This is a genomic window from Bacteroides sp. 51 (assembly GCF_010500965.1).
Taxonomy (GTDB): Bacteria; Bacteroidota; Bacteroidia; order Bacteroidales; family Bacteroidaceae; genus Bacteroides.
In genome coordinates this window covers 99,830-125,933 of record NZ_QVMI01000006.1, presented here as the reverse complement: position 1 = coordinate 125,933, position 26,104 = coordinate 99,830, and the positions used below count along the sequence as shown (strand labels likewise).

The window sequence follows — 26,104 nt, the reverse complement described above, 5'->3', positions numbered from 1 at the left end:
TGAGTTCCATAGTGTGTAGATTGCTTACCATTGCATTTATCCCTACGAAACACCACTTTGCGTTTGCCGCAAACATCAACCTGCGTTTGCAGCAAAGACAACATCGCGTTTGCCGCAAACGCAGGTTGATGTTTGCGGCAAACGCAAAAACGGCCTAACAGATATCTCATGAGCCGTTTTTTCATTATTTAATATATACTATCAATATATCTATGAATATATTGATGTTAAATAAAAAGAAAGATTTTTCATTCTTCTGTAGAGACGCACGGCGTGCGTCTTATTCGTGATATCATTGCCCCAGACGCACACCGTGCGTCTCTACAGTGGGCGGTAAGATATTCACTTCCATCCGGTTTTAATTGCTTGTACTCAGTTTTAATCATCATTTTGATCCTTTGGTCATATATTCATTAGGCGACATACCAAAGAACTTCTTGAAACAACGGGAATAATAATTCGGCGAAGAGAATCCTGACGCATACGCCGCTTCCGATATATTCTTCCCTTCTTTCAGAAATTTCAATGATTCCTTCAACCGTACATTATTGATAAACTCCGTCGTAGAAAGTCCCACGATATTTTTTAGTTTTAAATGCAGCAGTGTTCTTCCTATACCGATCTCTTTGAGGATATCATTCAATGAAAGAGCATCGTTATCGAGATTCTGGATAATAAACCGTTCAATACTTTCAATCAGTTTTTTATCCCGTTCATTCGTTTTAATATCCGCCACTTCTATCTTGTTTGCCACATACAGCTTCTTCAGATTCTCCTTTGTCGAAATCAGATTCGATATCTGTTTCATGATAATAGCCGGATGGAACGGTTTTTCCACATAAAGGTCGGCTCCGCATTTAAGCCCTTCCAGTTGCGCCTCATCGCCGGTTTTAGCAGTCAGCAAGATCAGAGGAATATGGGATGTTTCAATCCGCGACTTGATTTTGCGCGACAATTCATATCCGTTCATTTCGGGCATCATCACATCGCTAATGATCAGATCGGGCTGGAACTTCTGAGCCATTGCATATCCCTCATTTCCGTTGATAGCGGTCAGGATGGTATACGTATCCTTAAAAAGTTCTTCGTATGCATTCAGCAGCTCCACATTATCTTCCACCAGCAGTAATTTATATTGCTTATTGGAGATTTCATTCGAAATGCTGTTCTCCGTTTCTGATCGTTCAACTTCCTTTTCCACAGCAATGTACTTGTAATCTTCCATAAATTGCTCATCCGCATCTTTATCGGATATTTCATCATCGGCAAAAGCTTCGGGAGATACATTGAGCCTGATCATAAAGTCACTTCCTTTATTCAGCTCACTGTTTATCTCAATGCTTCCTTTGTGAAGCATCACCAATTCGCGAACAAGCGCCAGGCCGATACCAAACCCTGTTTTTTTGCTTTTTATAAAGTCGTTTACCTGATAATAATTATCGAAAATCTTATCTTTCTCTTCGGGAGATATACCCATACCCGTATCCGAAACAATCAGGTTCAGCCAGGTAAACGCTTCATCTTTTTCGTAATGAGCATGCAAAGTGATTTTGCCCTGGTTGGTATACTTGAAAGCATTCGACAAGAGGTTATATACTATCTTCTCTACCTTCACGGGGGCAAACCAAACATCTTCTTCCGTTTCCCGGATATCAATTTCATAATCCAGTCCCTTCTCTTCGGCCAATGTACCAAAGCGTTCGCCAATGCTTTGAATAAAATCGAGTAACTGCCCTTTCTTTACGCGAATCTTCTCCTGCCGGGTTTCTATCTTGGTGAACAACATTAGTTCTTCAATCAGGTTATTCATGCGCCGGGCATTATCGGCCACCATCTTCATCTTGGGTTGGATTTCGGGCTTAAACGCTTTTTTGTCCAACAATGATTGCAACGGAAGCAGAATCAGACTCAACGGAGTTCGCAATTCATGAGAAATCTTGGTAAAGAAACTCAGTTTCAAGGTATTGATTTCCCTTATCTTTTCCTTTTCAAGGCGTTCGGATAAGATCAGGTTTTTCTCCATCTGTCGCTTTTTCATAAACAGATAAAGGAGGAACAAAATACCTACCGCCAGAAGCACATAAATGAAATAAGCCACCGTAGATTTCCAGAACGGAGGTTTGATCTGAATCTTAATGGTTCGCACCGGTTCGCTTCCTGTCCATTTATTATTGAAGGCCGCTTTGATATGAAGCGTGTACTCGCCATAAGGCAGATTGGCATACGTCACATGGTTTTGCGCACCGATATAACTCCAATCTTTGTCCGAAGCAAACCGGAGTGCATAGAACGTACTGTTGGGATGATTGATGGTAGGCACCGTGAAATCGAAAGAAAAGGACTTAGCCTGATCATACCTTAACACAATCTCATCCACCTCTTCAATATTCCTTGATAAAGGAGAATCCGGATCGTTCGGATTGACCGACTTGCCCATAATATTAAAGCTGGTAAGTTCCACCTTTGCCACATTCTGATCGGAATGAATTTGCTCAGGATAGAACCCAATCATACCGTTGATTGTTCCAAAATAAAGCATGCCATCCTTTTCTTTATACACCGAATTATAATTGAACTGCTTATTAGGCAACCCCTCACTGACGGAGTAATTGGAAAACGTATAGTCGCGCGTATTTAAACAACTCAACCCGTTATTGGTACTGATCCATAGTTCACCAGGCGTACTCTCAACCATACCGAAAATAGTATTGGAAGGCAAACCGTCTTCTTTGGTGAAAACCCTGAACGCATTCTCTTTCTTATTATACCGGCATAAACCGTCTTCATGCGTACCCAGCCAAATATTCTTAGCCGAATCTTCATAGATATAGTTGATATAATTGTCCGGTATCCGGTTGCCGGAAGGATGATACGAGTGGTTCTGCAACTTCTCCGTTGATTTATCATAGCAAAACACGCTGTGGGTACGGGTAGCAATCCAGATATCGCCATCCGAGTCTTCGAACAAATGATCGACAGCTTTATTGCCGATAATGTCCGGCTGGAACTTCCGGAAGCGTCCGGTAGTGGGATTGAAAATGGTAAGCCCCGAAGTAGTCCCAATCCAGATCTGGCCGTCCCGATCTTCAAGAAGGGAGAATATATTGTTGACAATCAGGTTAGGATATTCGGCGGTAGTATAATGGGTAAACTTTCGGGTCTTTAAATCATATTTATTCAGTCCGCCCAGATACGTACCTATCCATAGATTATCGCGGGAATCGAGCAATAAAGAGTGTACATTGTGGTAAGATATGCTGTTTACTCCCTTCTCGGACTTAAAATGAACAAACTTCTCGCGGGCATGATCGTAATAATTCAAGCCACCGTCTTCGGTAGCAATCCACAGGTTACCATCGCCATTTCCTGTAATCTGGCGCACCGCTTTACCGGAAAGAAACTCGTCCGAGTAGCCATAGTCATAATAATAAAACTGTTTGAAAGAACTGGAATAAATATTGATTCCCCCAAAGTAGGTGCCCACCAGCATATTGCCTTCCCTGTCGCGGAAAATGGTATAAATGGCATTATCACTCAGGGAAGATTTATCATTATAATTCTGTCTATGGCTTGTCAGCTTACCCGTATCCGGATAGTAAATGTAGAGTCCATCTTCTGAACCTATCCACAAGTTTCCATCCGTATCTTCGGCAAAAGCGCGTACACAAACAGAAGGAAACCCTTCCACCCGCATAAACTGGCCGGTCTGCCGGTCATAATAACACACCCCTTTATCTTCCGTACCAACCCAGATATTATCCTTCCGGTCGGTAAAGAGTACTCTTATTTTATCAGAGATCAGTGAATTTTTATTCTGCGGGTTATGCCTGTAATGCTCGATGGTACCTTTATCCGGGAGTAAACACATGAGTCCGGTGAACACCTTTCCCATCCACAATTGTCCCGACTGGTCATGCGTAAGTGAACTGATTGTTCCACCTACGGTTTCGCCCTCATTGCGATAGTAAAGTTCGAGTTCTTTCTTATCTTCGTTGTAAGTCAGTAGCTTAGACCCTGCAATATAAACTGTGCCATCCTGATTCTGGCAAACCATCTGCCGGAACACAGATAATTCTTCATCGCCCACAAACCTGAACATATCCTTGTCTCTATCGTATATGTTTACCGCCCTGCGTGTAACCACCCAAAGCCTTTGCTGCCGGTCTTCATATACATAACGAATCTGGCCTCCGGAAATGTGCTTCCCCGGCTCCATCTCTGTTTCATATACCGTAACCTGTTTGCCATCGTACTTACACAAACCGCCTTTCGTGGCAATCCATATAAATCCTTTATGATCCTGGCAAATGGAATAAACAGCATTACCGGGCAATCCGTGATCATTGGTGAGATGAGAAAACCGGATACTACGATCCACCTTTGCGGCTCCTTGTAGAAACATGAAGAAAGCAAAAAGGGTAAAGAGGAAGATTCTACCTTTAGACATGCGCTTACAGTATTAGATTTAGTATAACAAGGCACATACAAAATAAATAAAAAAAAGCAGGCCGATCAATATATTAAGAAAGAATGCGGTATTTTAACGCCTCCGTAGCGCATATTTTAAACATACGTGTTACTTTTATAAACGATTGTACTAAAGAAAAACACTTAACCATTTCCACCCCCATTACAGATGAACATACGTACCCCTATCCGGAACCATTTTGCAGGTGATGAACACACCTTCCCTTATATATTTGCACCGTTAACTCATTAATTTAACTAAAAACGAAAGCACATGAGAAAAACCCTTCTATTAGCATTAATGGCGATTATCTCTATGCCATTATGGTCGCAGACTTACACAGTAAAAGGTATAGTTACCGACGACTTGAACGATCCTCTTCCGGGTGTGGCGGTAGCAGTGAAAGGAACATCCAACGGAACAGTATCCGATATGAATGGTGCCTATCAACTTAACAACCTGAAACCTGAAGACATTATCGTCTTTTCTTTTATGGGAATGAAAGGTGTAGAAGAGAAAGTAGGTAACCGGACGGTGATCAACGTTATGCTGGCTCAGGAAAGTGTAGCGCTGGATGAACTCGTGGTGGTAGGCTACGGCGCAGTGAAAAAGAGCGATTTAACGGGTGCGGTAAGTGTGGTAAAAACGGATAATACACTCGAAATGCCTGCCGTGTCTATCGGTGAAGCATTACAGGGAAAAGTGTCCGGCGTGAATATCATACAGAATACCGGAGAACCCGGCTCGGGAATTACCTTTAACATACGTGGGGCAAGTTCCATTACTGGCTCCAACCAACCATTGTATGTTATTGACGGACAGCCTATCGAATCGGATTTCAGCTCTACAGGCGGATCTACCTCCGAATGGATGACACAGAAACCGGCAACAGACCCGCTTGCCAACATCAATCCTTCCGATATTGAATCGATCCAGGTATTGAAAGATGCTTCTTCTACCGCTATCTTCGGTTCGCGTGGCGCGAATGGTGTAGTGTTAATCGAGACCAAATCGGGAAAGGAAGGAAAAAGTATCGTAAAATATTCCTTCCGTGGTGATGTCAGGGAACTGCCTAAGAAATTAAAGGTGGCCTCAACAGCCGAGTATATGGACTTTATGTTTGAAGCCGACTCCATACAGGCTCAAATTAATGGAACGGCATTTGACAAAACCCGCGAAGATGTAGCGGCAGAAGCAGCGTTGCTTCCGAATACCAACTGGCAGGATCTGACGTATGATACATCTTTCTCACAAGAGCATCAGGTATCTCTGTCGGGAGGAACCAAAGACAACCATTACTATTTCTCGGGTAGTTTTACGGATAACAATGGTATCGTGAAGAATTCCAACTTCCAACGCTACGGTTTCCGTCTGAACTTCGACCGTAAGGTTACGGACAGACTATCTTTCTCGTGGCGTTCTACCTACAACGTCAGCGAAAAGAACCAGATTCCACAAGCCAACTCACAGGGTAATCTTTCGACTTCGGTAGTACTATCGGCTCTGGCTTTCCGTCCATTGTATGCCCCTTTTGATGAGAGCGGTGAATTGTCGGACGAAAGTTCGCTGAACAACAATCCGGTAGTTTTGCGGGAACAACTATTCGATAAGACGAAGATCAAAACTACCATTATGAATATCTCCCTGAAATATAACATCCTGCCCGGACTTGACTTTTCGGTTAAAGGGGGTATCAACGATGTGAATACGTTACGAAATCAATATTGGACTCGCCAGACGTATCAGGGACAACTCAATGACGGTTCGGCTACACGGGCGGACAACCAGAACTTCAACTATGTAATGGATTATATGTTGAATTTCAACAAAACATTCAAGCAGGTTCACAGCGTTAGCGCCGTGGGTGGATATTCGTGGCAAGAATGGAACAACGAAGGTACCAGCCAGAAAAGTACCGGCTTCCTGGATGACCGTCTCGGATATTACGCACAGGGAAATGCCAACTTCCCCGGCAAAAACAATACGTTCTACAAAGAAAGAGCGCTAGCTTCTTATTTAGGACGCGTGGTTTACTCATACGATGGACGCTATGTATTGAACCTGGCTGCCCGTTATGACGGTTCGAGTCGTTTGGCACCGGGACATAAATGGACATTCTTCCCGTCGGTAGGTGTGGCATGGAACGTACATGAGGAAAAATTCATGGCCAGTACCCAGAAGGTAATCTCAGCCCTGAAATTAAGAGCAAGCTGGGGTATCTCCGGAAATGATAATGTCGGAATCGGAGCATCACAAGCCCAATTGGGTACAAATGACGTAGTATTCAATCAGAATATTTATACCAAATATGTGGTGAACAGTTTTGATAAGCCGACACTGACCTGGGAGAAAACGCGCCAGATTAACATTGGTTTCGATTTAGGATTGTTCCGTCAGAAAGTGGAATTAAGCGCCGAGTATTACCAGAAAAATACCACCGACCTGTTATTGAATAAGCAACTTCCCGGATCGGCTTCTTATACATCTTATCAGACGAACGACGGAGAAATCCTGAACCGTGGCGTAGACATTGATTTGAAATACCGTCCGATCAACACCCGGAAGATGTCATTGTCTTTTGGGGCGAATATATCTTTCAGCCATAACAAAATTCTTTCTTTAGGCAGCACAGATGTAGTGTATGGAGGCAACTTTTGTAACCACGGAGGTTTTGCCTTCTCACAACCGTTGCATATGGCAAAAGTAGGTGGTGTGGTAGGTGCTTTCATTGGATACAAAACGAACGGTATCTTCCAGAACCAGGAACAGATAGACCAGTATACATATACGGACGCTAGTGGAAATACAACTAAAATACAACCCAACGCGCTTCCGGGCGATATTATCTATATAGATTCCAACAATGACGGTAGAATTTCCGAAGAAGACATCACGACCATTGGTAATCCTTATCCTGACTTCACATACGGGTTCAATTTAAATTTCCGCTATCGGAAACTAACGGTATCGGCCAATTTCGTGGGAAGCCATGGCAACGAACTGATCAACTTCAACATGTGGCCTATGGGCTCTATGAATGCAAAGACAAGCACCAATATCTTCAAAGATGCGTATGATAACCGCTGGTGTGGAGAAGGTACGGGTAACAACGTATACCCACGTCCAAGCAACGAATCAACCGTAATGGGTAAACGTTTCCCGGACTTCATGGTGGAAGATGCTTCGTATTTCAGAATGAATACGCTTACCATCGGGTATGATTTCAAGCTGCCTAAATCCATTCCAATATCCAGTCTGAGATTATTTGCAACAGGCTCCAACCTGTTTACCATTACTGACTATTCCGGTTATGATCCTGCAATTAATGCGTTTGGCGATAAGAATATGCAGCCCGGAGTAGATTTCGGTACGCTGCCCTCGCCAAGAATGTATTCATTCGGTGTTGAAGTAACTTTTTAATAACCCCAAAAGTAGATGATTATGAAAAAATATATCAACCATTTATTAATTTCACTTGCAATCGTCTTCGCGGCTTCGTCATGCAGCCTCGACGAGAAGCTATATGATACACTGCCTGTTGATGCACTTGGTACCGACAAAGACCTTGTAGACTTACTGGAAGGAACATATGGAGAGTTCAACGATCCGGCTGCCTTTAAACTCTGGGGAGGGATCATGATGATGATGCTTTGTGCAGATGATTTTACGTCGACCAATACGGGTACTGCCGAATTTACGAACTTTGGACAGAAAACATACAGTTCCGTAGATACGCACCAATTCTGGGATTCAATGTACCGGGTGATCAGACAGGCAAACATCATTGAAAGTAAGATCAATGGTCTGCCCGAGCAAACCGACCTATCTTATCGGATACTTGCCGAAGCGCAGTTCCTGAGAGGCTTTGCTTATTACTATCTGGTACGTTTCTTTGGTGGTGTGCCCCTCCGGTTGGACGTAGTGGCGTATGACAGCGATTTCTATCTGCCACGAGCTTCAGTTGCGGAGATTTATACCCAGATCTTTAAAGATCTGGAGGCAGCCGAAAAGGTATTACCATTGCAATCGGCACTTACAGCAAACGAAAACGGACGGGCAACGAAAGGGGCAGCACAGGCTATACTGGCGAATGCTTCGCTGACGTTCGGGAATTACATTGATAATGAAAAACTAACGGTTTTGACTTCCTCCACGTATTATCAGGATGCGATTGACTGGTGTGATGCAGTAATCCTTTCCGGAGAATATTCATTGATTACTAAATACGAAGACCTGTTTGACGTAGAAAAGCAAAACAACACCGGAGAAATCATTTTCTCGATTCAGTTTGCGTCCGATCCGAATAAGAGTGCGCAGGCGGCTGCAGGTTCAGAATTCGCATTACGCTTTCTGCCGGAAAACATGTTTAACGTGACCGGTAATACCGGAGGTACCAATGGTGGAAAAGGTGGAAATACAATTCTGGTGCAACCATTTTTCTATTATGAATACTTTGGAGATGCCGATTATTCGAAAGGTGAAGGCGATATGGATTACCGTCTGGAAAAATCATTCTTTACCCGTTGGTTGAACACAAACAATGGTAAACAGATTTTCTCTTTCCCGTTGAAAAGACCGACAGGTGTTGTTGCAGCCAACAGAGCGACAAAACCGCAACCTTACCTGGCTAAATATGTTGACCCGAACGGAAAAGACAGCCGTAACCACGGAAATGACCTGATCATTACCCGTATGTCCGAAATCTATATGATCAAAGCGGAAGCCATCAATGAGCTACATGGTCCTACTGCTGAAGCCCTTGCAGCATTCAATGAGCTGAGAATACGGGCACGGAAAGCCGGAGGCGAAACGCCCCGCGTACTTCCTGTTGATCTGGATGCAAGTAAGGTGCCCGATAAAGACGCGTTCCGCCTGGCTGTTCTCAAAGAAAAGGGACTGGAATTCGTTGGCGAAGGTATACGCTGGTTCGATTTAGTACGTATGCCCGCTCCGGCAGCAAGTGGCAAGCAAACAATGTTTGATTACCGTTTCTCCGAGCTGGCTAACGAAACGAAATTCCCACGTAAAATACCAACCTACAATGAGAATAATGACCGTTGGAACCCCAATTACGGATCTATCTGGGTCGGTTTGAAGAATATATGCGAATTTCAGGGTGAACGCAATAAGTTCCGTTTATTCCCTATTCCTAAAACAGAAATAGATAATAATCCTAACCTCACGTTCCAGAACCAGAATCCGGGGTGGTAATCGTATGAATAAATTCTTTTCCAGACACCTGGGGCTTTCCTTACTCATGTTGCCCACGTTATCGTGGGCACAGGAGAAGCCCAATATCGTAGTCATTATGGCCGACGACCTAGGCACATGCGAGCTGGGTTGCTATGGCGGGCAGAACGTACAGACCCCTAATATAGATCGACTGGCTTCCGAAGGTATCCGGCTGACGAACAATTATGCTTCCGCAGCTATGAGTGTACCCATACGCGCTTCGTTGTACACCGGATTATATCCGGCACGGCACGGTTCGTATCAAAACCATAAGAATTCATTTAAGAATATCAAAAGCGTAACTCATTACCTGCCCGAAGCAGGCTATAGGGTAGGAAGAGCCGGGAAAAGACATACACGACCGCTTTCGGTATATCAGTTTGAAGAAATACCTGGTTTTGAAGTGAATTGCGTTTCTACTACCGCAGACTTTACCACCGATGGTATCGAAGAGTATATGACCCGGGATAATCAGCCTTTCTGCCTTTATGTATGCAGCATTCATCCGCATGCACCGTGGACGTGGGGAAACGCGGACAAGTTTGATCCGGATAAAGTAATCTTACCTCCCAACTGTGTGGATAATCGCCAGACGCGGGAATTATTCGCTACATATCTGGCAGAGATTGAAGCGTTGGACATAGAAGTAGGAGCTGTACTGCAATCCTTAGAAAAAACAGGCAAGTTGGATAATACCCTGATTATATTTCTGGGAGAACAAGGTCCACAGTTCCCTTACGGAAAATGGACCTCCTATCGCTATGGGCAGAACAGTGCCTTCATAGCCCGTTATCCGGATAAAATAAAAGCCGGAACAACAAGCGATGCCCTCGTGCAATATGAAGATGTATTGCCCACGCTGATGGAGTTTGCCGGTGGCGATGAAATAGTGGGCATTGATGGAAAAAGCTGCCTACAAGTTCTATTCGGAAAGAAAAAGGAGCATAGGGAGTGGAGTTATGGTATACATAATAATATTCCCGAAGGAACAGCCTACCCCATTCGCAGCATTCAGGACAAGCGGTATAAACTGATTGTAAACCTGACGTCCGAAACGGATTACTTCGAGAAACATATGATGAACCTCGAAAATCCCCGGTCCGTTTGGCCAAGCTGGGTAAAAAGTGCAGAGACGGATACCGATGCACGCGATAACGTGAACCGTTTCGTAAAGCGACCTGCCATCGAATTCTACGACCTGCAAAAAGATCCGTGGGAACTGCACAACCTTGCCCACGAGAAAAAGCATGTCAAACGCATTGCCCACATGAGGACGGAACTGGGAAGTTGGATGAATCAGCAAGGAGATAAAGGGATTGCTATGGATGTGGAATTCAAAAACAAGTAAGATCCATTTTAAAACAAATATTGATATGAAAGGTAAAAATATATTAGCCACAGTCTGCGCTTTCTCCGGTGCAGGATTGATAAGCGTAACGGCACAGGACAGACCGAATATTATCCTCATCATGTCCGACGACATGGGATATTCGGATATCGGTTGTTACGGAGGAGTGATTGAAACTCCCGCACTGGACAATCTGGCGAATAAAGGATTGCAATATATGCAATTCTACAACACAGCCCGAAGCTGCCCGTCCAGAGCCAGCTTAATGACCGGATTGCATCCGCACCAAACCGGAATCGGCCACATGACCGATAACCGGGGGGAAGATGGTTATCGGGGCGACTTGAATAACAGCTGCGTAACCATTGGTGAGGTGCTGAAAAGCAACGGATACGAAACATTTGCAGTGGGCAAGTGGCACATGACCCGTTTTATGAAGAAAGACGGAACAAAGCATAATTGGCCGCTACAAAGAGGGTTCGACCATTACTACGGAACAATAGCCGGAGGAGGAAGTTTCTATGATCCCCAAACCTTATGCCGTGGCAATGAATACATCACCCCGGAGAATGATCCGGAATATAAACCGGAAACGTTCTATTATACCAACGCCATTACCGACAATGCAATCAAGTTCCTGGAAAAGAGGAACGACCGGCAACCGTTCTTTATGTATGTAGCCTATACCTCGGCTCACTGGCCTATGCAGGTACTAGAGGAAGATATAGAACCCTATAAAGGCCGGTTCGATCAGGGCTGGGAAGAGCTTCGGAAAGAGAAGTATAAAAAGATGCAACAACAAGGTATCCTGGATAAAAAATGGGCGCTGAGCATAGACGAAACCGTCGGTAAATGGGACGAAGCTAAAGACAAGAAATTCGAAACCCGGTTGATGGAAGTATATGCAGGCATGGTGTCCAATCTGGATAAAAACATCGGTCGGCTGGTGAGTTACCTCGAAAGAACCAACCAATTGGAAAACACCATCATTGTCTTCCTGCAAGATAACGGAGGCTGTGCCGAACCACTGGGACGTCAGCCACAGAAACCTACAGCAGTAAAAGTACCCCAAGGAAAAGAACTGATTCCCATGGAAAAAGATGAACTGCAAACCCGGTTAATCCCTTACCGCACACGCGACGGACGTCCTGTAATGCAGGGAGTAGGTACCATGGCGGGAGGTCCCGACACGTATATTGCCTACGGCAAAGGATGGGCATATGCCAGCAACACACCTTTCAGGGAATACAAACATTGGGTACACGAAGGCGGTATATCCACACCACTTATCGTTCACTGGCCAGCCAGGATAAAAGCTTCTAAGAACAACAAACGGTGGCAGCCGGGACAATTACCGGACATCATGGCTACCTTCCTGGATGCTTCACAATCCACTTATCCGGAAACATTCAAGGGTATCGACATTACGCCGTACCAGGGAATAAGCCTTATGCCCTCTTTCAGTAAAGACAAGTTCAATTATACCCGTCCGCTGTATTGGGAACATGAAGGCAACCGGGCCATTCGTTCAGGGAAATGGAAGCTCGTTTATAAATCCGCTCATGAAGAAACCGAAGATATACCATTAAGTGCGTGGTCGCTTTATGATATGGAGAATGACCGTACAGAACAGCATGATCTGGCTGCAAAATACCCTGAAAGAGTAAAAGAGATGGCCGCACAATGGGAAGAATTCGCTATCCGCTGTCATGTAAAACCGTGGCCGCACCAATTAAAAGGTCCCGCTAATCATTAATCAGTTTTCAATTATGAATATTAAGAAATCAATAGGTTTTATTATAATTTACTTATTCGTCTGCGTGCTGACTATTTCAGCCGCACAACCCCGTCCGGAATATCCACGCCCGCAATTTGAGCGGGCGGACTGGGTCAACCTAAATGGCGAATGGAACTATACCTTGGACTTTTCCGGAAGCGGTCTTGAAAAGGGTTATCCTTCCGCCACCGGATTCGATGGAAAGATCATCGTTCCCTTTTGCCCGGAAAGCAAACTATCCGGAGTGGGATATACGGACTTTATCAACCACATTTGGTATCAACGTACAATCAATGTACCGCAAAACTGGAACGGTAAAAAGATTATGTTGAACTTCGGAGCAGTTTATTTCAACTCTGAGGTCTATATTGACGGCAAGTTCGTAGGCCGGCATTTTGGCGGCAGCTCCTCCTTTAGCTTTGATATTACCCGGTTGGTAACCGCGGGTAAAAGCCACAATCTGGTAGTTTATGCCAGTAACGATATCCGCAATGCCAAGCAATCGGCTGGGAAACAATGCTTACGACTGGAATCCTACGGCTGCAATTATACCCGCACTACCGGTATCTGGCAAACCGTATGGATGGAAGCCGTAGCGTCGGAAGGATTACAATCTGCCTATATCCTGACGGATATTGATCAAAACCAACTGGTCATTCAACCTCGTTTTTATAACGATAGCCAAAATGAATTGAACATTCTTGTAAAAGATGGTAATAAAACAGTGGCACAGAAAACCGTTAAGGCCACGAACAGTTCGATGGTTGTTCTTCCGATAAAGAATGCGAAGCATTGGAGTCCCGAATCTCCTTTTTTATATGATATTACGTATCAGGTAACAGATATGAAGGGAAAAGTCATAGACGAAGTCCGCTCCTATGCAGGTATGCGGAAGGTGCATATCGAAGGGAAAAAGATTTACCTGAACAATGAGCCGTACTATCAACGTCTGGTACTGGATCAGGGATTTTACCCGGATGGTATATGGACTGCCCCGTCGGACGAAGCATTGAAGCGTGATATTGAAATCTCTATGGAAATCGGATTCAACGGAGCACGTTTACATCAGAAAGCTTTTGAAGAACGTTTCTATTATTGGGCGGATAAGTTAGGATATATCACCTGGGGCGAAGCACCGAGCTGGGGAATGGATGCCAACAACATAGAAGTGGCCCGGAACTTCATCACCGAATGGAGCGAACTGGTGCTGCGCGACCGCAACCACCCCTCGCTATTGATCTGGACACCGTTGAACGAAGAGTTCTGGCCCGACAGAGTGCAATATCCCCGTTTTGTGGAAGATCTGTATAACATCACCAAAGCACTGGACAATACCCGTCCGGTGAATACCGCCAGCGGTGGAGCGCATATCAAAACAGATATATGGACGATACACCATTATGAGCAAGATCCGGGAAAGCTGAAAAAGATAGTTTATGATAATGGAGAGTACTTCCAGACGCAACGCCGGAAGACCCAGCTACCGACACTCAACATTGGGTTCAATTCATTAAAAGATTTCAATCACTATATCTTCCCTGAATATAAAGGTGATATTCCGTATATGATTGATGAATTCGGTGGCATTAAGTGGGCAAAGAATCAGGAAAACGAAGTGGCCACTAATGTAAAGAATCAATCCTGGGGCTATGGCGACCCACCAAGAACGCTGAAAGAATTCTATACCCGTCTGGAAGGGCAAATAGATGCTTTACTGGATTTGCAAGAGCACATGTGGGGATATTGCTATACGCAACTCACTGATGTGGAACAGGAACAGAATGGTCTTTATTATTATGACCGCACTCCTAAATTCGACATAAAGCGGATACATGCTATTTTTAGTAAAGAACCTCAAAAGTAATGAAATGAAAAAGCTACTCTTTATCTTACCTATTCTACTCTTTATCTCGAATCATGCAAAGGCGGGAGGCGATGAAAAGCTGAAAGCCATTGACAAACACGAAAAAGCCGTCCACATCAAGGACGGCTGGATTCGTGATCCGTATATTGTTCTGGGACCCGATGATTACTATTACCTCACCGGTACCACCCGACTCCCCAAAGATCCCAAAGAACAAACCGATTATTATAACACCGGATTGGGAGAAAAAAGCGCCGTAGGGTATAAAATGCAAGTATGGCGCAGCAAAGACCTGATTGATTGGGAATATCTGGACTCTCCTTTTTCATTAAAAGAAACCCCATTGTTTAAAGATAGCGTACAGGTAGATTGGTCGAAACAACGTTTATGGGCACCCGAACTACATTGGGTAGGCAATCGTTGGCTCATGGTATATTGCCCCAAATTCGTCAGCGGACTTGCCTTGACTAACGGACCCGAGATTAAAGCCCCATGGACAAATCACAACCCCAAGACTTTTCTGGACAAGCACGACCCTTCTTTCTTTATGGATGATAACGGACAGTCCTATCTCTTGTGGGGATTTCATAAATTCTATATCCGCCCGCTGAAGAAAGATTTCAGTGGCTTCTCCGGACCGGCTACACAAATCACCCCAGCCAACCGGAAAATGGGACATGAAGGAACAACCATGCTCAAATTTGGAAAGAAGTATGTATACATAGGCACGGCATGGTCTACCGACAAAGGACGAAAAGGTTCTTATAACCTTTACTATTGTACATCCGATAGTCCAACCGGCCCTTTCTCTGAGCGCAGGTTCTTGGGCCGTTTTCTGGGACATGGCACACCTTTTAAAGATAAAAACGGTAATTGGTGGTGTACAGCTTTCTACAATGCGGATACGAAACCACTAGACAGTAAAAACATTCAGAAGCGCGATCTGAGCGACAATGCCTATACTATCAATCAGCAGGGAACTACAATCGTTCCTCTGGAAATTAAACTTCAGCTCAACGGAGATGTGTATATACAGGCGAAAGATCCACACTATGCAGTACCCGGACCGGACGAAGTTCAGAAATTTCAAAAGTCCGTTCGCTAACAGTTTATAGTAAAACTTTCTTCGTATATTTAAACCATGAAAAGAGATCAATTTATTAAACTGGGCTCGCTGGCTTTACTGACTGGAATGACCATGTCTTGTAAAGCTCAGAAAGATGCCCGGCCCAATATCATCGTTATTCTTGCCGATGACCTCGGTTACTCCGATTTATCCTGTTACGGAAGCGAGATACAGACCCCTAATCTTGATAATCTGGCTGCCCAGGGCATACGGTTCAACCAATTCTACAATTGCAGCCGCAGTTGCCCCACACGCGCTTCGCTCTTAACCGGATTATACCAACATCAGGCCGGAATAGGACGCATGACATTCAATCAAAATCTACCCGGATACCGTGGACAATTATCAGACAATGCAGTCACCATTGCAGAGGTGCTGAAAGAAAATGGTTATCAAACCGGAATGATTGGAAAATGGCATGTGGCAGAAACTCCGCTCCAACCCGATCAGCGGGAATGGTTGGCCCACCAGGTATATCATCCGGATTTCGCTGATAGAAAATATTATCCTACAAGCCGGGGATTTGAAGATTATTACGGGGTAATTTACGGTGTGGTGAATTACTTCGACCCGTTTAGTCTGGTCAACGGAGAGGAGCCCATACGCGAGGTCCCAGAAGATTACTATATAACAACAGCACTTAGTGATTCGGCCATATCCTATGTAAACCGTTATGCAAAATCAGACAAGCCATTTTTCATGTACTTGTCATATACTGCACCCCACTGGCCGCTACATGCTTTACCCGAAGATATTGCCAAATATAAAGATACTTATAAAGTAGGTTGGGACGCCATTCGTGAAAAACGTTACGAACGAATGAAAGAGCTTGGCATTTTCGGAGATGCCGATGATTTCCTTTCTCCCCGCCAGTTTAATGATAGCTGGGAAGAGAATCCCCACCAGGAATGGGATGCGCATGCCATGGCCGTTCATGCAGCCATGATTGACCGGATGGATCAGGGAATTGGCGAATTGGTTGCAGCCTTAAAAGCGAACGGTGAATACGAGAATACCTTAATCCTGTTCCTGTCCGATAATGGTTGCAGTAGCGAGAATTGCCAGAATTACCCACCGGGAGAAAACGACAGGCCGGATCTGACCCGGGATGGTCGCGAAATTATCTATCCGAAGAACAAAGAAGTGCTCCCCGGTCCGGAAACTACATTTGCATCCATAGGTGCAGCATGGGCAAACGTGGCCAATACACCTTTCCGTTTCTGGAAAGCACGCGAATATGAAGGCGGTGTTTGCACCCCAATGATTGCCCATTGGCCAAAAGGCATTGAACAACCGAAAGGAGCAATCACTTCGGAAATGGGACATGTAATGGATATTATGGCTACTTGCATTGATCTGGCTGGTGCCGGATATCCTACAACATATCAGGGAAAAACGATTATTCCGCTGGAAGGTAAAAGCCTCAACCCTATTTTCAAAACCGGTACTCGCGAAGGTCATGACTATATCGGATTTGAACATTTCAATGAAAAAGCTTTTGTCGGAAATGATGGGTGGAAGATCGTTCAAAAAGCTGGAAAGAACCAGAAATGGGAACTCTATAACCTGAATAATGACCGAACGGAATTAAGGAATGTTGCTGGACAATATCCTGAAAAACTGGCTGAGATGAAAGATAAATACGGAGCATGGGCTAAGCGATGCATGGTTCTGCCTGCACCGTAGAAGAAAGCAGACGATTAAACGTCTTAAGTCTGAATTCTGTTTACAATTCAAGTCATTACGGCTTTTATTTTAAGAAGATCATTCAAACTTAACATTAATCCTTCAGGTTTTAGTTGCTCCGAGGCAACATTAAAATCTGAGGGATTTTGTATTTACGCACAAACTTCTGCTATTCTGACTCTTAGAATCTATTTTTTAAGTGTTTTGAAAAATATCTAATCGATCCGTATTTGCAAATATAATCATCAAATTGATTCGTTTTTTATCATTTTATTCTCTTTATGACAATCCCCCAATAACAATTTTCATCCATTTAAAGTGCAAGATACGCTCCAGAATAAGTCTAGAGCCGATTTGTTTATTATCTAAAAGAAGAATTTCAGCTAAAAAAGAGAGGAAAAAGTGCTTTTTCAACTCAAACGGGCTAATTCGCTGATAAAAAACCGGAATATCCTGATAGTTCTCTCTTATTTTCTTGTTTAACAAGCTAACTCTCTGGTATAACAGGTCAACTGTGGTGTTAATAACTACCACACGCCGTGTTAAGTGTGACTACTCACCGCGTTACTGTAGAAAGTTGACGTGTTAACGTAGCAAGCCCATGTGTTTAACAAGAAAACAGGAAGGAACAAACAAGAGGGATAAAAAGGTTTTAATTCCATTTTTTCGAGCAGGAAAAGAGGAAAGACTCGGGAAGAAGAGTGAATTTTAAAGTTATATTTCCTATTTCAATCGCTTTTACCAAGAGTCCAAGAAAGTCATATTGATAGAAAACAAACAAATTACCAAACTAAATAAAATAAAACAAAAACACATTCCAGCAATTAAACACACAAAACCCAAACAAACTATCATTTTGCATTCACCAAACAACAAATACGGAGCATTTTTCAGTTCACGAACAAAGGTAGGCTATTTGAAACGTTTTGGAGCAGAACTAACAAAATGTAAATTGATTCTGGACAATCTTTCCATTAGAATATACCCAGCCGTTTATAAATAATCCATCGAGTTTATAAAACAGTACAGATCCGTCAAATTCGGAGTCACGATAAAGATATGTATTCTTGTGTATTTCTCTTTTTTGAAGATATTCATATGTTCCGACAAATACAACTATAAAACCACGAGTATATCCTATATTTGTAAATCTTCATTATCAATAATATAAACGAAACCATTATTTTAGTAAATTACACTATCAAACCTCTTATTTAAGCATATAATGAGAGAGGTGTGTCATAAGTGTCATTTTACGACACACTCTCACATATAAAATATACGACCAATATTCCTTTTATTTCAGCAACTCATTCATCATATTCACCAACAGCTTACCTGCAATAGGGTCGGTAGTTGCCTTTTCGGTACATAACGTCGAAACAAGGGACTTTCCTTTGCCATCGGAGATTTGCAGTAACGTCAGTCCACGCATAGACTCTATGCGTTCAATACGGTCTTCCGGTTTACCGCCGTCGATATATGCATGAATCTTCATTTGTCCCGCCAGTTCCGTTACGTTCTCGTGGCGAACGGCTTTCAGTGTAGCGTTACAAGCCAATGGAATTTCACGTTTGTTATTGTTGAAGTAGCGCAATTCCAATACATCAATATCATCGAATACCGGGGCATCATTACGCTCCATGATTACGATGTCGCCCTCGGTAGGGATAATCCAATCTGTTATATATTCAGGGTAAACACTACGGGCTGTTTCCTTGCTGTTGAGGAAAAGCAATTTTCCACCGTTTGACTGATAAATACGCAGAAGTTTTGCTTCTTCGTCCGTGCAGGTCGTCAAACCCGAGATCACACAAAGATCGGCTTTGCGTTTGGCATCAAGCATCTCTTTGACAGAGGTAACCGACTGATAGTTAACACCCAGAAAGCGAAGATCATCTTGTGTACCGGCCTTATCTAACAACATGATTTTCTTACCTTCCATTACTTTACCAGTATTCCATTCTTTTTGAGCGAATAATAGCTCGTATTCGTTTTCCGAAACAGGTACACCGTTTTCTGTTAGCTTCAACACCAGTTTGCCTTTTACTTTATCTGATGGTAAATGGGCGGGCAAGTAAATCTCCGGCTCAATATAATGACGTCTATAATGCTTCACTGCCGGGATCTCTTCACTTCCTCCGATGAGTCTCTTTCCTGTTTCATCTTGTAATTCCCAACGAAGCACAGAGGGTTGCAGGTCCGTACCGTCCTCACGATCGTTTACCACATAGAAACGCGTAGTTAGCTTCTCGCCGGCATAGAGATTGCGTCCCCACAGTTCGGCACTGACCAGTACGGGCTGCAAAGCACGTTGCAGGGCATAGTAAGTAGGCCAGGGTTCAATGTTCTGGTAATTGTAGCATTGGCGGAACCAAGTCATATAGGCGAAGTGTATGATGCCCGAACCCTGATCGTCGGAACGCCGGAAGGCCTCAGCCAACTCGCCGGTAATGAAGGACTGCACTTTCAGGAACGAAGCCGGGTCGGCCCAGTCGTAAGCCTCATAACCAATCAGTGTATAAGGATTTTGATGAATTAACTGATAGGAACGGGTAGGATGTCCGGTTTCGTTGTTTGGGTAGCCGGTAGACATTTCCTGGCTGATGAGCGGACGGTTTGGTAGCTTGAACCGCTGCTGGAATTCGCCATTGAAGAAACGGAAGAGCGAGTAGTCATACCAGTTATAATAGCCGTGCATGTCGTCAATATCGCCATCATCAACGCTGGCCATGAAGTCGGCGCCAAACTTTTCTTTCTTACCCTTGGCCTGGTAATTGGAGTCGAAACAGATGGGACGTGTGGGATCAATGCGGCGCATCTCTTTTACCACATCCGAGATGATGCGGAACTTTTCTTTAGCACGTTCCAGGTCGTTATCATTGTCATAGAACTTCATTTCATTGTTCACCGTCCAGAAGAGCAGGGATGGATGGTTGCGGTACTTCTTCAGCAAGCCGAGGAACTCGTCGCGCCACATGTCTATCAGCCTCCGGTCGGGAATGGGTGTGGAGTGAATCATCAGCCAGGACCATGTGCCCTCGAAGCTGACACCGATGCCGTTAGTGTCGGCAGCGCCCATCCAGAGCTTGTTCCACGGCGTGGTGTGTGTGCGGGTTACGTCGGCATTTCCCTGCTTCATCAACTGCATAAAGGTGTTGGCCAGGTTCTGGTCGTTCGGAGCCAGTGCAAACGGAATGTGATTGCCACCACGCAGCCAATACCGGTTTCCGTTGAGGAAGAAAAGTCCTTCCTTTACTTCAAATGTACGGAAACCGGAGGTTTCTGTCAGGCAGTCCAGTTCAGCACCTTTGGCGGCAACCAGACGGAAACGGAAGTCATATAGATTGGGGTGTTGCGGGGTCCAAAGGCGTGGTTTCAAATCGTCAATGCTATAGGTCACCATTTTCTCTTCACTACCATTCAATACAAGTTTTTGTAGCGAGAGTCCGCTATAAAGCGTAGATCCGGTTTCTTTATCAATGATGTCAGTATAAAGATCAAATTGTGTCTTCTTATTGTCGTGGTTCTTCACGGTCACATCAAAAGTGGCGCCGCTCAATGCGGGTTTAATAAAGGCATCTTCCACCTTCACGGGGCTGGTAACCGTCAACTTTACGGGCTGCCAGATGCCGGCGGGTTCGTCGCCATAGAAACCGTGGGCAATCTCTTTCAGAAGCGCATCTTTCTTCACAGCCACCTTTGCATCTTCCTGTTCGCTTTCGCGGACGGACGAGTAGAAGAAATCAATCGCGTCGGCCGCTTCCGCCTCGCTACCATCTAGTTTGCGTGTTACTTTCACGGCAATCAGGTTCTTACCGGGCTTCAACAATTTGCTACCGTCCACTTGAATCTCGCCAAACATGCCGAGGTGCGATTTGGCTAGTGTACCGTTAATGTAGATATCGGCGAGTTTGGATACGGCGTCGAAGGTCAGGGTCAGGTTCTTACCATCTACTTCGGCGGGCAATTCGAGCCATTGGCGATACCAGGCGTATTTTAGCCGGCGATAGTCGAATGTATAGTTCTCGCAACGGTCTGTTTCCTGTTGATAATAGGTGTCAGATACACCTTTGGGTTGTGGTCCTGTGGGCGACGGCATCGTTTCGCCATGCAGCCAGATGCGGATAGGGGTCCAGAAGTTAGGTACGGTCATCACGTGCCAATCCTGATCGTCGGTCTGTGCGGATACGGCTTTGTCTTTATCATCCAGTTGATAGTCGGGCATAAAAAGCCAGTTACCATCCAGGTTGATGTCGGTACGGCTGCCGGTTAATGTTTCCAGTTTTACAGGCGAGTAGCCGGCACGCTCGCTGCGGCGTTTATTTTCTTTTTCCTGTGGTGTGGCTACCTTGTGATACTCTGCCACGCGTACATCTTTCAATGCATCTTCCGGCAGAGGGGTTATGGTGAGGTCGTCAAACTCGGTTTCTATCCATCCGCCGCCCAGGGCTACTTCGCCGGAGGGAGCGAGACTGCCGTTCTTGTCTTCCAGGTCGATGTACGGCAGTTTTTCGTCATTCAGAAAGACGCGGATACGGCTGCCGCAGACTTCGACTTTCATTTTATACCATTCGCCGGGAACGGGATGGAAGCCGAGGGGACGGATGCCCATAAATTCGTCGGTACCCATATAGCCGGTGCGCATGAGGTAGAGGTCGTCCTGCAATCCGCCTTTGATGCCTACTACGTAACGGTCAAAACGGTTGTGCGTACGGAAGCCGGCCCAAATTTGTACCTGATCGGCTCCTTTGGGGGCACGGGCTTTAAAAGACATGGTGTAGTTTTTCCACTCAGGATTGCCGAAGAGGGCGTACGAGCCTTGGGAGCGGAAGATGCCGTCGACAATGCTGCATGTTCCGCGGCCTACGGTTTTTAGCGACTCGTTGAGGTTGGAGAAGTCGTTACTCCACGTGGTTTGAGTCCATGCGGCCAGGGGGAAGGCGGCGCAGACACAAGCCAGAAATAGTTTATGGATTTTATTCATGATTTATGGGGTTATTCATTTTTGTAGGGTTTTACGTTATTTCACCGTCCACCCCCTGCCCCCGCCAGCGGGGGATACCTTGCGGAGACACTGTGTAGCGCAGCCTATCCCCCGCTGGCGGGGGCAGGGGGTGGATTTGGCGCAGTATAGAATTAACTCCTTTCCACACCGTTTTACGCATTCCCCATCCCGTTTCATTTCAAAAAAGACTCTCCTCGCCGGTTACTTATACCACGAGGAGAGTCTCATTATTCAATAACGAAAGGAATATCTTAATATCTTAAGAAAAAGACAATGACCTTACCGTACGTCGAACTCTTCCTTGATGATATCCAGGAACTTAGTTCCGTAACCATTACCGTAATCGGGTTTTGTTGGTTCAATGAACGAAGTATACTGGAAGTCATTGAACGAGTCGATGAACACAATCTTGTGCTGACCTGCCTGAGACTTCATCACATTACACATCGTACGGAAAACATCGGGATCGTGGAACACTGTCGGTTTATCCTTCTCCTGATTGTCCACCCATTTATTAAATGCAGGCGCTCCGGTTGGGATAAAGTCAGTACCACTCCAGTTGTCGCGGAAGAACTCACGGTGATATTCCCAGTTCAGGTAGATAAACTTATCGTAAGCTACAGAGCGGGTCCACTCACTATTGTTGAGCATATTCTTGTTAGTAACAGCATCCACACCTTTGTAGAAATACTCAAAGCGTGCAGGAGGCGACCACTGATCTTGCTGAGCTACCAGGAACAAATCCTCACCGATAGCCGCCTTCACTGCTGCGCGAAGATCATTGTAGAAGCCCTTACAGTCGGCCGTATAAAGTTTGTGCGCATTCTGCAAAACCACCATCGGTTTACCATTCACACGGTAATAGTGTTCGTCCTGAAAGAACGTGTTCAGCGACTTGAAGAACTCAACAAACATATCCGTACGCGTATAGCCTTTACCGTCTACCCACGAACAAATGTCGTTGTTCTCATTCAGCAGTACAGTGTTGCTCAGCGTAGTTGTCTTTTTCCCGGTCAGTGTACCATCTGCATTATACGTTTCCCAGTTATTTTTACAAAGAGGATCTTCGATGTTCACGGTAGCAACAAAATTCAGGCTTTTCATATTCACTTTCTTTCCTGAACCCTTCACATCACTGCCTACTGTACCACGCAATATGTTGTAGAGACGCTCATCACCTTCCATACAGTTAGGCGCCAATGTATTCTTCTTTGCCTTGATAGCAGGATAAATCCAGAAATCCACCCCTCCGTCAATGCACCAGTCTACTTGCTGTTGCACAACCTCTATCATCACATCGGTGATATTGTTAGGATTCTGATCAATACCATAGTTACCCAGTACCGGTTCCAACCAAGGGCCTAGACGTCCTTCTTTGGTATCAAACTCCATCATCATACGCTCGTAACGCGCCTTATCCTGACCGCCACCACCGGGGTTTCTATAATATACACCTACGGGATATTCCTCAGTCTGTTTGATCACAGGAATCTCAAAGTTCAGGAAGTTGTCATCCACATCCGGTCCTTCATCTCTGTCGCAGGAGGTAAACAACACCATACCCGCCATTACATAAAATAATATCTTATTCATAGTTCTCATCTGTTTTTTATTGTTCAGTTACCTTCTCTTTCCATTCGCCGGTTTCACTATCCCATACCATTACTTTCCCGGTCACAGGATCGTAGGTACTCTTCACATTAACGACTTCAAAGCTGATTAACTCTTTCAGTTCTTCTTCGCTGGAAGCACCGGTAGCCGTAAATACATCTTCGAGGGTACTACCATACCAATGGAAAACAAATTTGCCGTCATAAACAATATTACCACTCAACCATGACGAGAGGTCACCACCATTGGGTTGAGGAGCGGCAATGCGCAACAGTGTAAAGTAGTTGTCGCCACCACGCACCGGATTGGGAGCAGGTGAAGTCTTCTGCAAATCAATTACCGCCTGTGCATAGCCCGCAGCATTAGCACTCTGCTCGTTGATGGGATATGTGAAACGTTCCATCATCCATTCGCAGATACCGTTACTGCCTTCAGTAGGCACTGCACCGTTGAAGAAGTGCGGTGGGAAACCTATGGCACGTGTGCGGCGTTCCAATGTCCAGCCGGCATGTCCGTTAAAGAAATCGGCAATGTACCACTGTTTGTATATCTGCTCCAGATGACCGCTTTCACCACCTTGCCCCTTAATGTCGGCTTTGAAGAAGTGACGGTATTCCCAAAGGCCATCGCCGTTCGTATTCCATTTCACACCGTCCCGGTTCAGATAAGCAGCAACATTGGCATCATTAACACCCCATTGCTTCATACTGGCGCGAATACCATCTTCATAATATTGCTGAGCCGTACCACCCAGAACTCCAGGATACTTCACAGCCACTTCGGCCTTCATAAAGCTTACTTCTGCTGCCGTAAGTACCGGCACAATGGAGTTCACCTTTACAAAGTCATAACTAACCAGACATTCATTGTTGCCTTTATTGATGTTTCCAAACGGACTACGATACGTTTCACCTGTCGGGCTGTTAGGGTCTGTAGCTACAATCCAACCCGAAGGTACATCCTTAAAGTCCTGACGGGCTTTATAAGGAAGACGATAGTTAACAAGGATGGAGTCGCGGTATTGCGGATAGTCCGGATTAACGCGTGTTAGCGTATCATTCTGTAAGATAGAGCTGTCTTTTCCCTTAGCCTCTTGTACAAACTTCGGCAAACGTGGGTCGTCGTAAGAACGCATGTAGAGGAAGAAATTGTGGCTCATAGCAGCATACGTACCCCAACCATCTACAGTACCTGTTTCAAATTTCTGGATGTAAGACTGATAAACCCATGAAGCATCGTTGCTCAGGTCTGAACCAAACTGGAAGATAGCATCACTATCCAGCAGGTAGTTGATGTTTTCGCCAGTCAGCGCTTTACGGATGTTGTCTTCTGCCAGACTCTTATCCATATTCTGAATAGTCAGCGCTATTTGCAAACGCAGGGAATTGGAGAATTTACGCCATTTAGCCACATCACCGCCAAACAATGGGTCGCCTGTGATTTTATCGCCATTCAGGTTATAGCTTTTCACAACCTCATCCAGCGTAGTAAGCAGATAATTGTAGATTTCTTCCTCGCTATCGTACTTATATGACACCTGAATGCTTTTTGAATTAGCTTCGCTCATAGGAACATTTCCCCAAGTGGTCACCATGATATAATAAAGGTAACACTTCCAGGTCAAAAGCATATTGCCCACGTTGGCATATTCTTCACTACCCACATATACATCTTCCAGTTTCACCAGGTCTTTGAGAGACTTCACATAGAAACCTTCGAAGTAGTTCATGTCTTCCGTATCCTTTTGTTCGCTCCAATGTACATTATACTGAGCCAGTGTAGCAAGCCAACGGTAGTTCATCTCCTGAATGGTTCGCATGGAGTTATAGACTACACCGGGAAACACATACTCCGGGCGGGCTGTATATATTTTGTTGGGGTTCATATTGGTGTCAGTAAAGTCGTCCGTACAAGCACTGAGCGACGCAGCAACCAACGCAGTACCCAATATCAGTTTATTTATTCTTTTCATATTGTTCTTTTT

Annotated in this window: 11 protein-coding genes; 7 read left to right on the top strand and 4 right to left on the bottom strand. The window is 44.8% G+C overall.

Annotated features, from left to right (window positions below; all coding sequences use genetic code 11):
* Positions 1 to 385: 385 nt before the first annotated feature.
* Positions 386 to 4,447 (bottom strand): two-component regulator propeller domain-containing protein, encoded by a 4,062-nt coding sequence (locus D0T87_RS06970; RefSeq protein ID WP_163174175.1) that lies wholly within the window; start codon positions 4,445 to 4,447, stop codon positions 386 to 388.
* A gap of 294 nt (positions 4,448 to 4,741) precedes the next feature.
* Between D0T87_RS06970 and D0T87_RS06965 the strand changes: the two genes are divergently transcribed.
* The 7 genes from D0T87_RS06965 to D0T87_RS06935 all read left to right on the top strand — a co-directional run bounded on the left by D0T87_RS06965 (position 4,742) and on the right by D0T87_RS06935 (position 17,501).
* The gene (locus tag D0T87_RS06965) at positions 4,742 to 7,888 is read left to right on the top strand and encodes a TonB-dependent receptor (RefSeq protein WP_163174173.1); all 3,147 of its coding nucleotides are present in this window, start codon (positions 4,742 to 4,744) and stop codon (positions 7,886 to 7,888) included.
* A gap of 21 nt (positions 7,889 to 7,909) precedes the next feature.
* Positions 7,910 to 9,679: a RagB/SusD family nutrient uptake outer membrane protein gene (locus D0T87_RS06960; protein WP_163174172.1), complete on the top strand. Its 1,770-nt coding sequence runs from the start codon at positions 7,910 to 7,912 to the stop codon at positions 9,677 to 9,679.
* A 4-nt stretch (positions 9,680 to 9,683) separates the two neighbouring features.
* Positions 9,684 to 11,048 (top strand): sulfatase, encoded by a 1,365-nt coding sequence (locus D0T87_RS06955; RefSeq protein WP_163174170.1) that lies wholly within the window; start codon positions 9,684 to 9,686, stop codon positions 11,046 to 11,048.
* Positions 11,049 to 11,073: 25 nt separating this feature from the next.
* Positions 11,074 to 12,804 carry an arylsulfatase gene (locus D0T87_RS06950; protein WP_163174168.1) on the top strand — a complete coding sequence of 577 codons (1,731 nt, stop codon included), beginning with the start codon at positions 11,074 to 11,076 and terminating at the stop codon, positions 12,802 to 12,804.
* A 19-nt stretch (positions 12,805 to 12,823) separates the two neighbouring features.
* Positions 12,824 to 14,689, top strand: a complete 1,866-nt coding sequence (locus tag D0T87_RS06945; protein ID WP_370526824.1) for a glycoside hydrolase family 2 protein — start codon at positions 12,824 to 12,826, stop codon at positions 14,687 to 14,689.
* A 4-nt stretch (positions 14,690 to 14,693) separates the two neighbouring features.
* Positions 14,694 to 15,794 carry a family 43 glycosylhydrolase gene (locus D0T87_RS06940; RefSeq protein ID WP_163174164.1) on the top strand — a complete coding sequence of 367 codons (1,101 nt, stop codon included), beginning with the start codon at positions 14,694 to 14,696 and terminating at the stop codon, positions 15,792 to 15,794.
* 87 nt (positions 15,795 to 15,881) lie between these two features.
* On the top strand, positions 15,882 to 17,501 hold the full coding sequence (locus tag D0T87_RS06935) for an arylsulfatase (protein ID WP_370526823.1): 1,620 nt from the start codon (positions 15,882 to 15,884) through the stop codon (positions 17,499 to 17,501).
* A gap of 1,297 nt (positions 17,502 to 18,798) precedes the next feature.
* Here the strand turns inward: D0T87_RS06935 and D0T87_RS06930 are convergent.
* The 3 genes from D0T87_RS06930 to D0T87_RS06920 form a co-directional block, all read right to left on the bottom strand.
* Positions 18,799 to 22,488, bottom strand: coding sequence for a glycoside hydrolase family 2 TIM barrel-domain containing protein (locus tag D0T87_RS06930; protein ID WP_163174160.1), 3,690 nt, complete (start codon positions 22,486 to 22,488; stop codon positions 18,799 to 18,801).
* A gap of 300 nt (positions 22,489 to 22,788) precedes the next feature.
* Entirely contained in the window at positions 22,789 to 24,102 is a 1,314-nt protein-coding gene (locus D0T87_RS06925) for a glycoside hydrolase family 99-like domain-containing protein (protein WP_163174158.1), read from the bottom strand.
* Positions 24,103 to 24,118: 16 nt separating this feature from the next.
* Positions 24,119 to 26,092: a SusD/RagB family nutrient-binding outer membrane lipoprotein gene (locus D0T87_RS06920; protein ID WP_163174156.1), complete on the bottom strand. Its 1,974-nt coding sequence runs from the start codon at positions 26,090 to 26,092 to the stop codon at positions 24,119 to 24,121.
* Positions 26,093 to 26,104 lie beyond the last annotated feature (12 nt).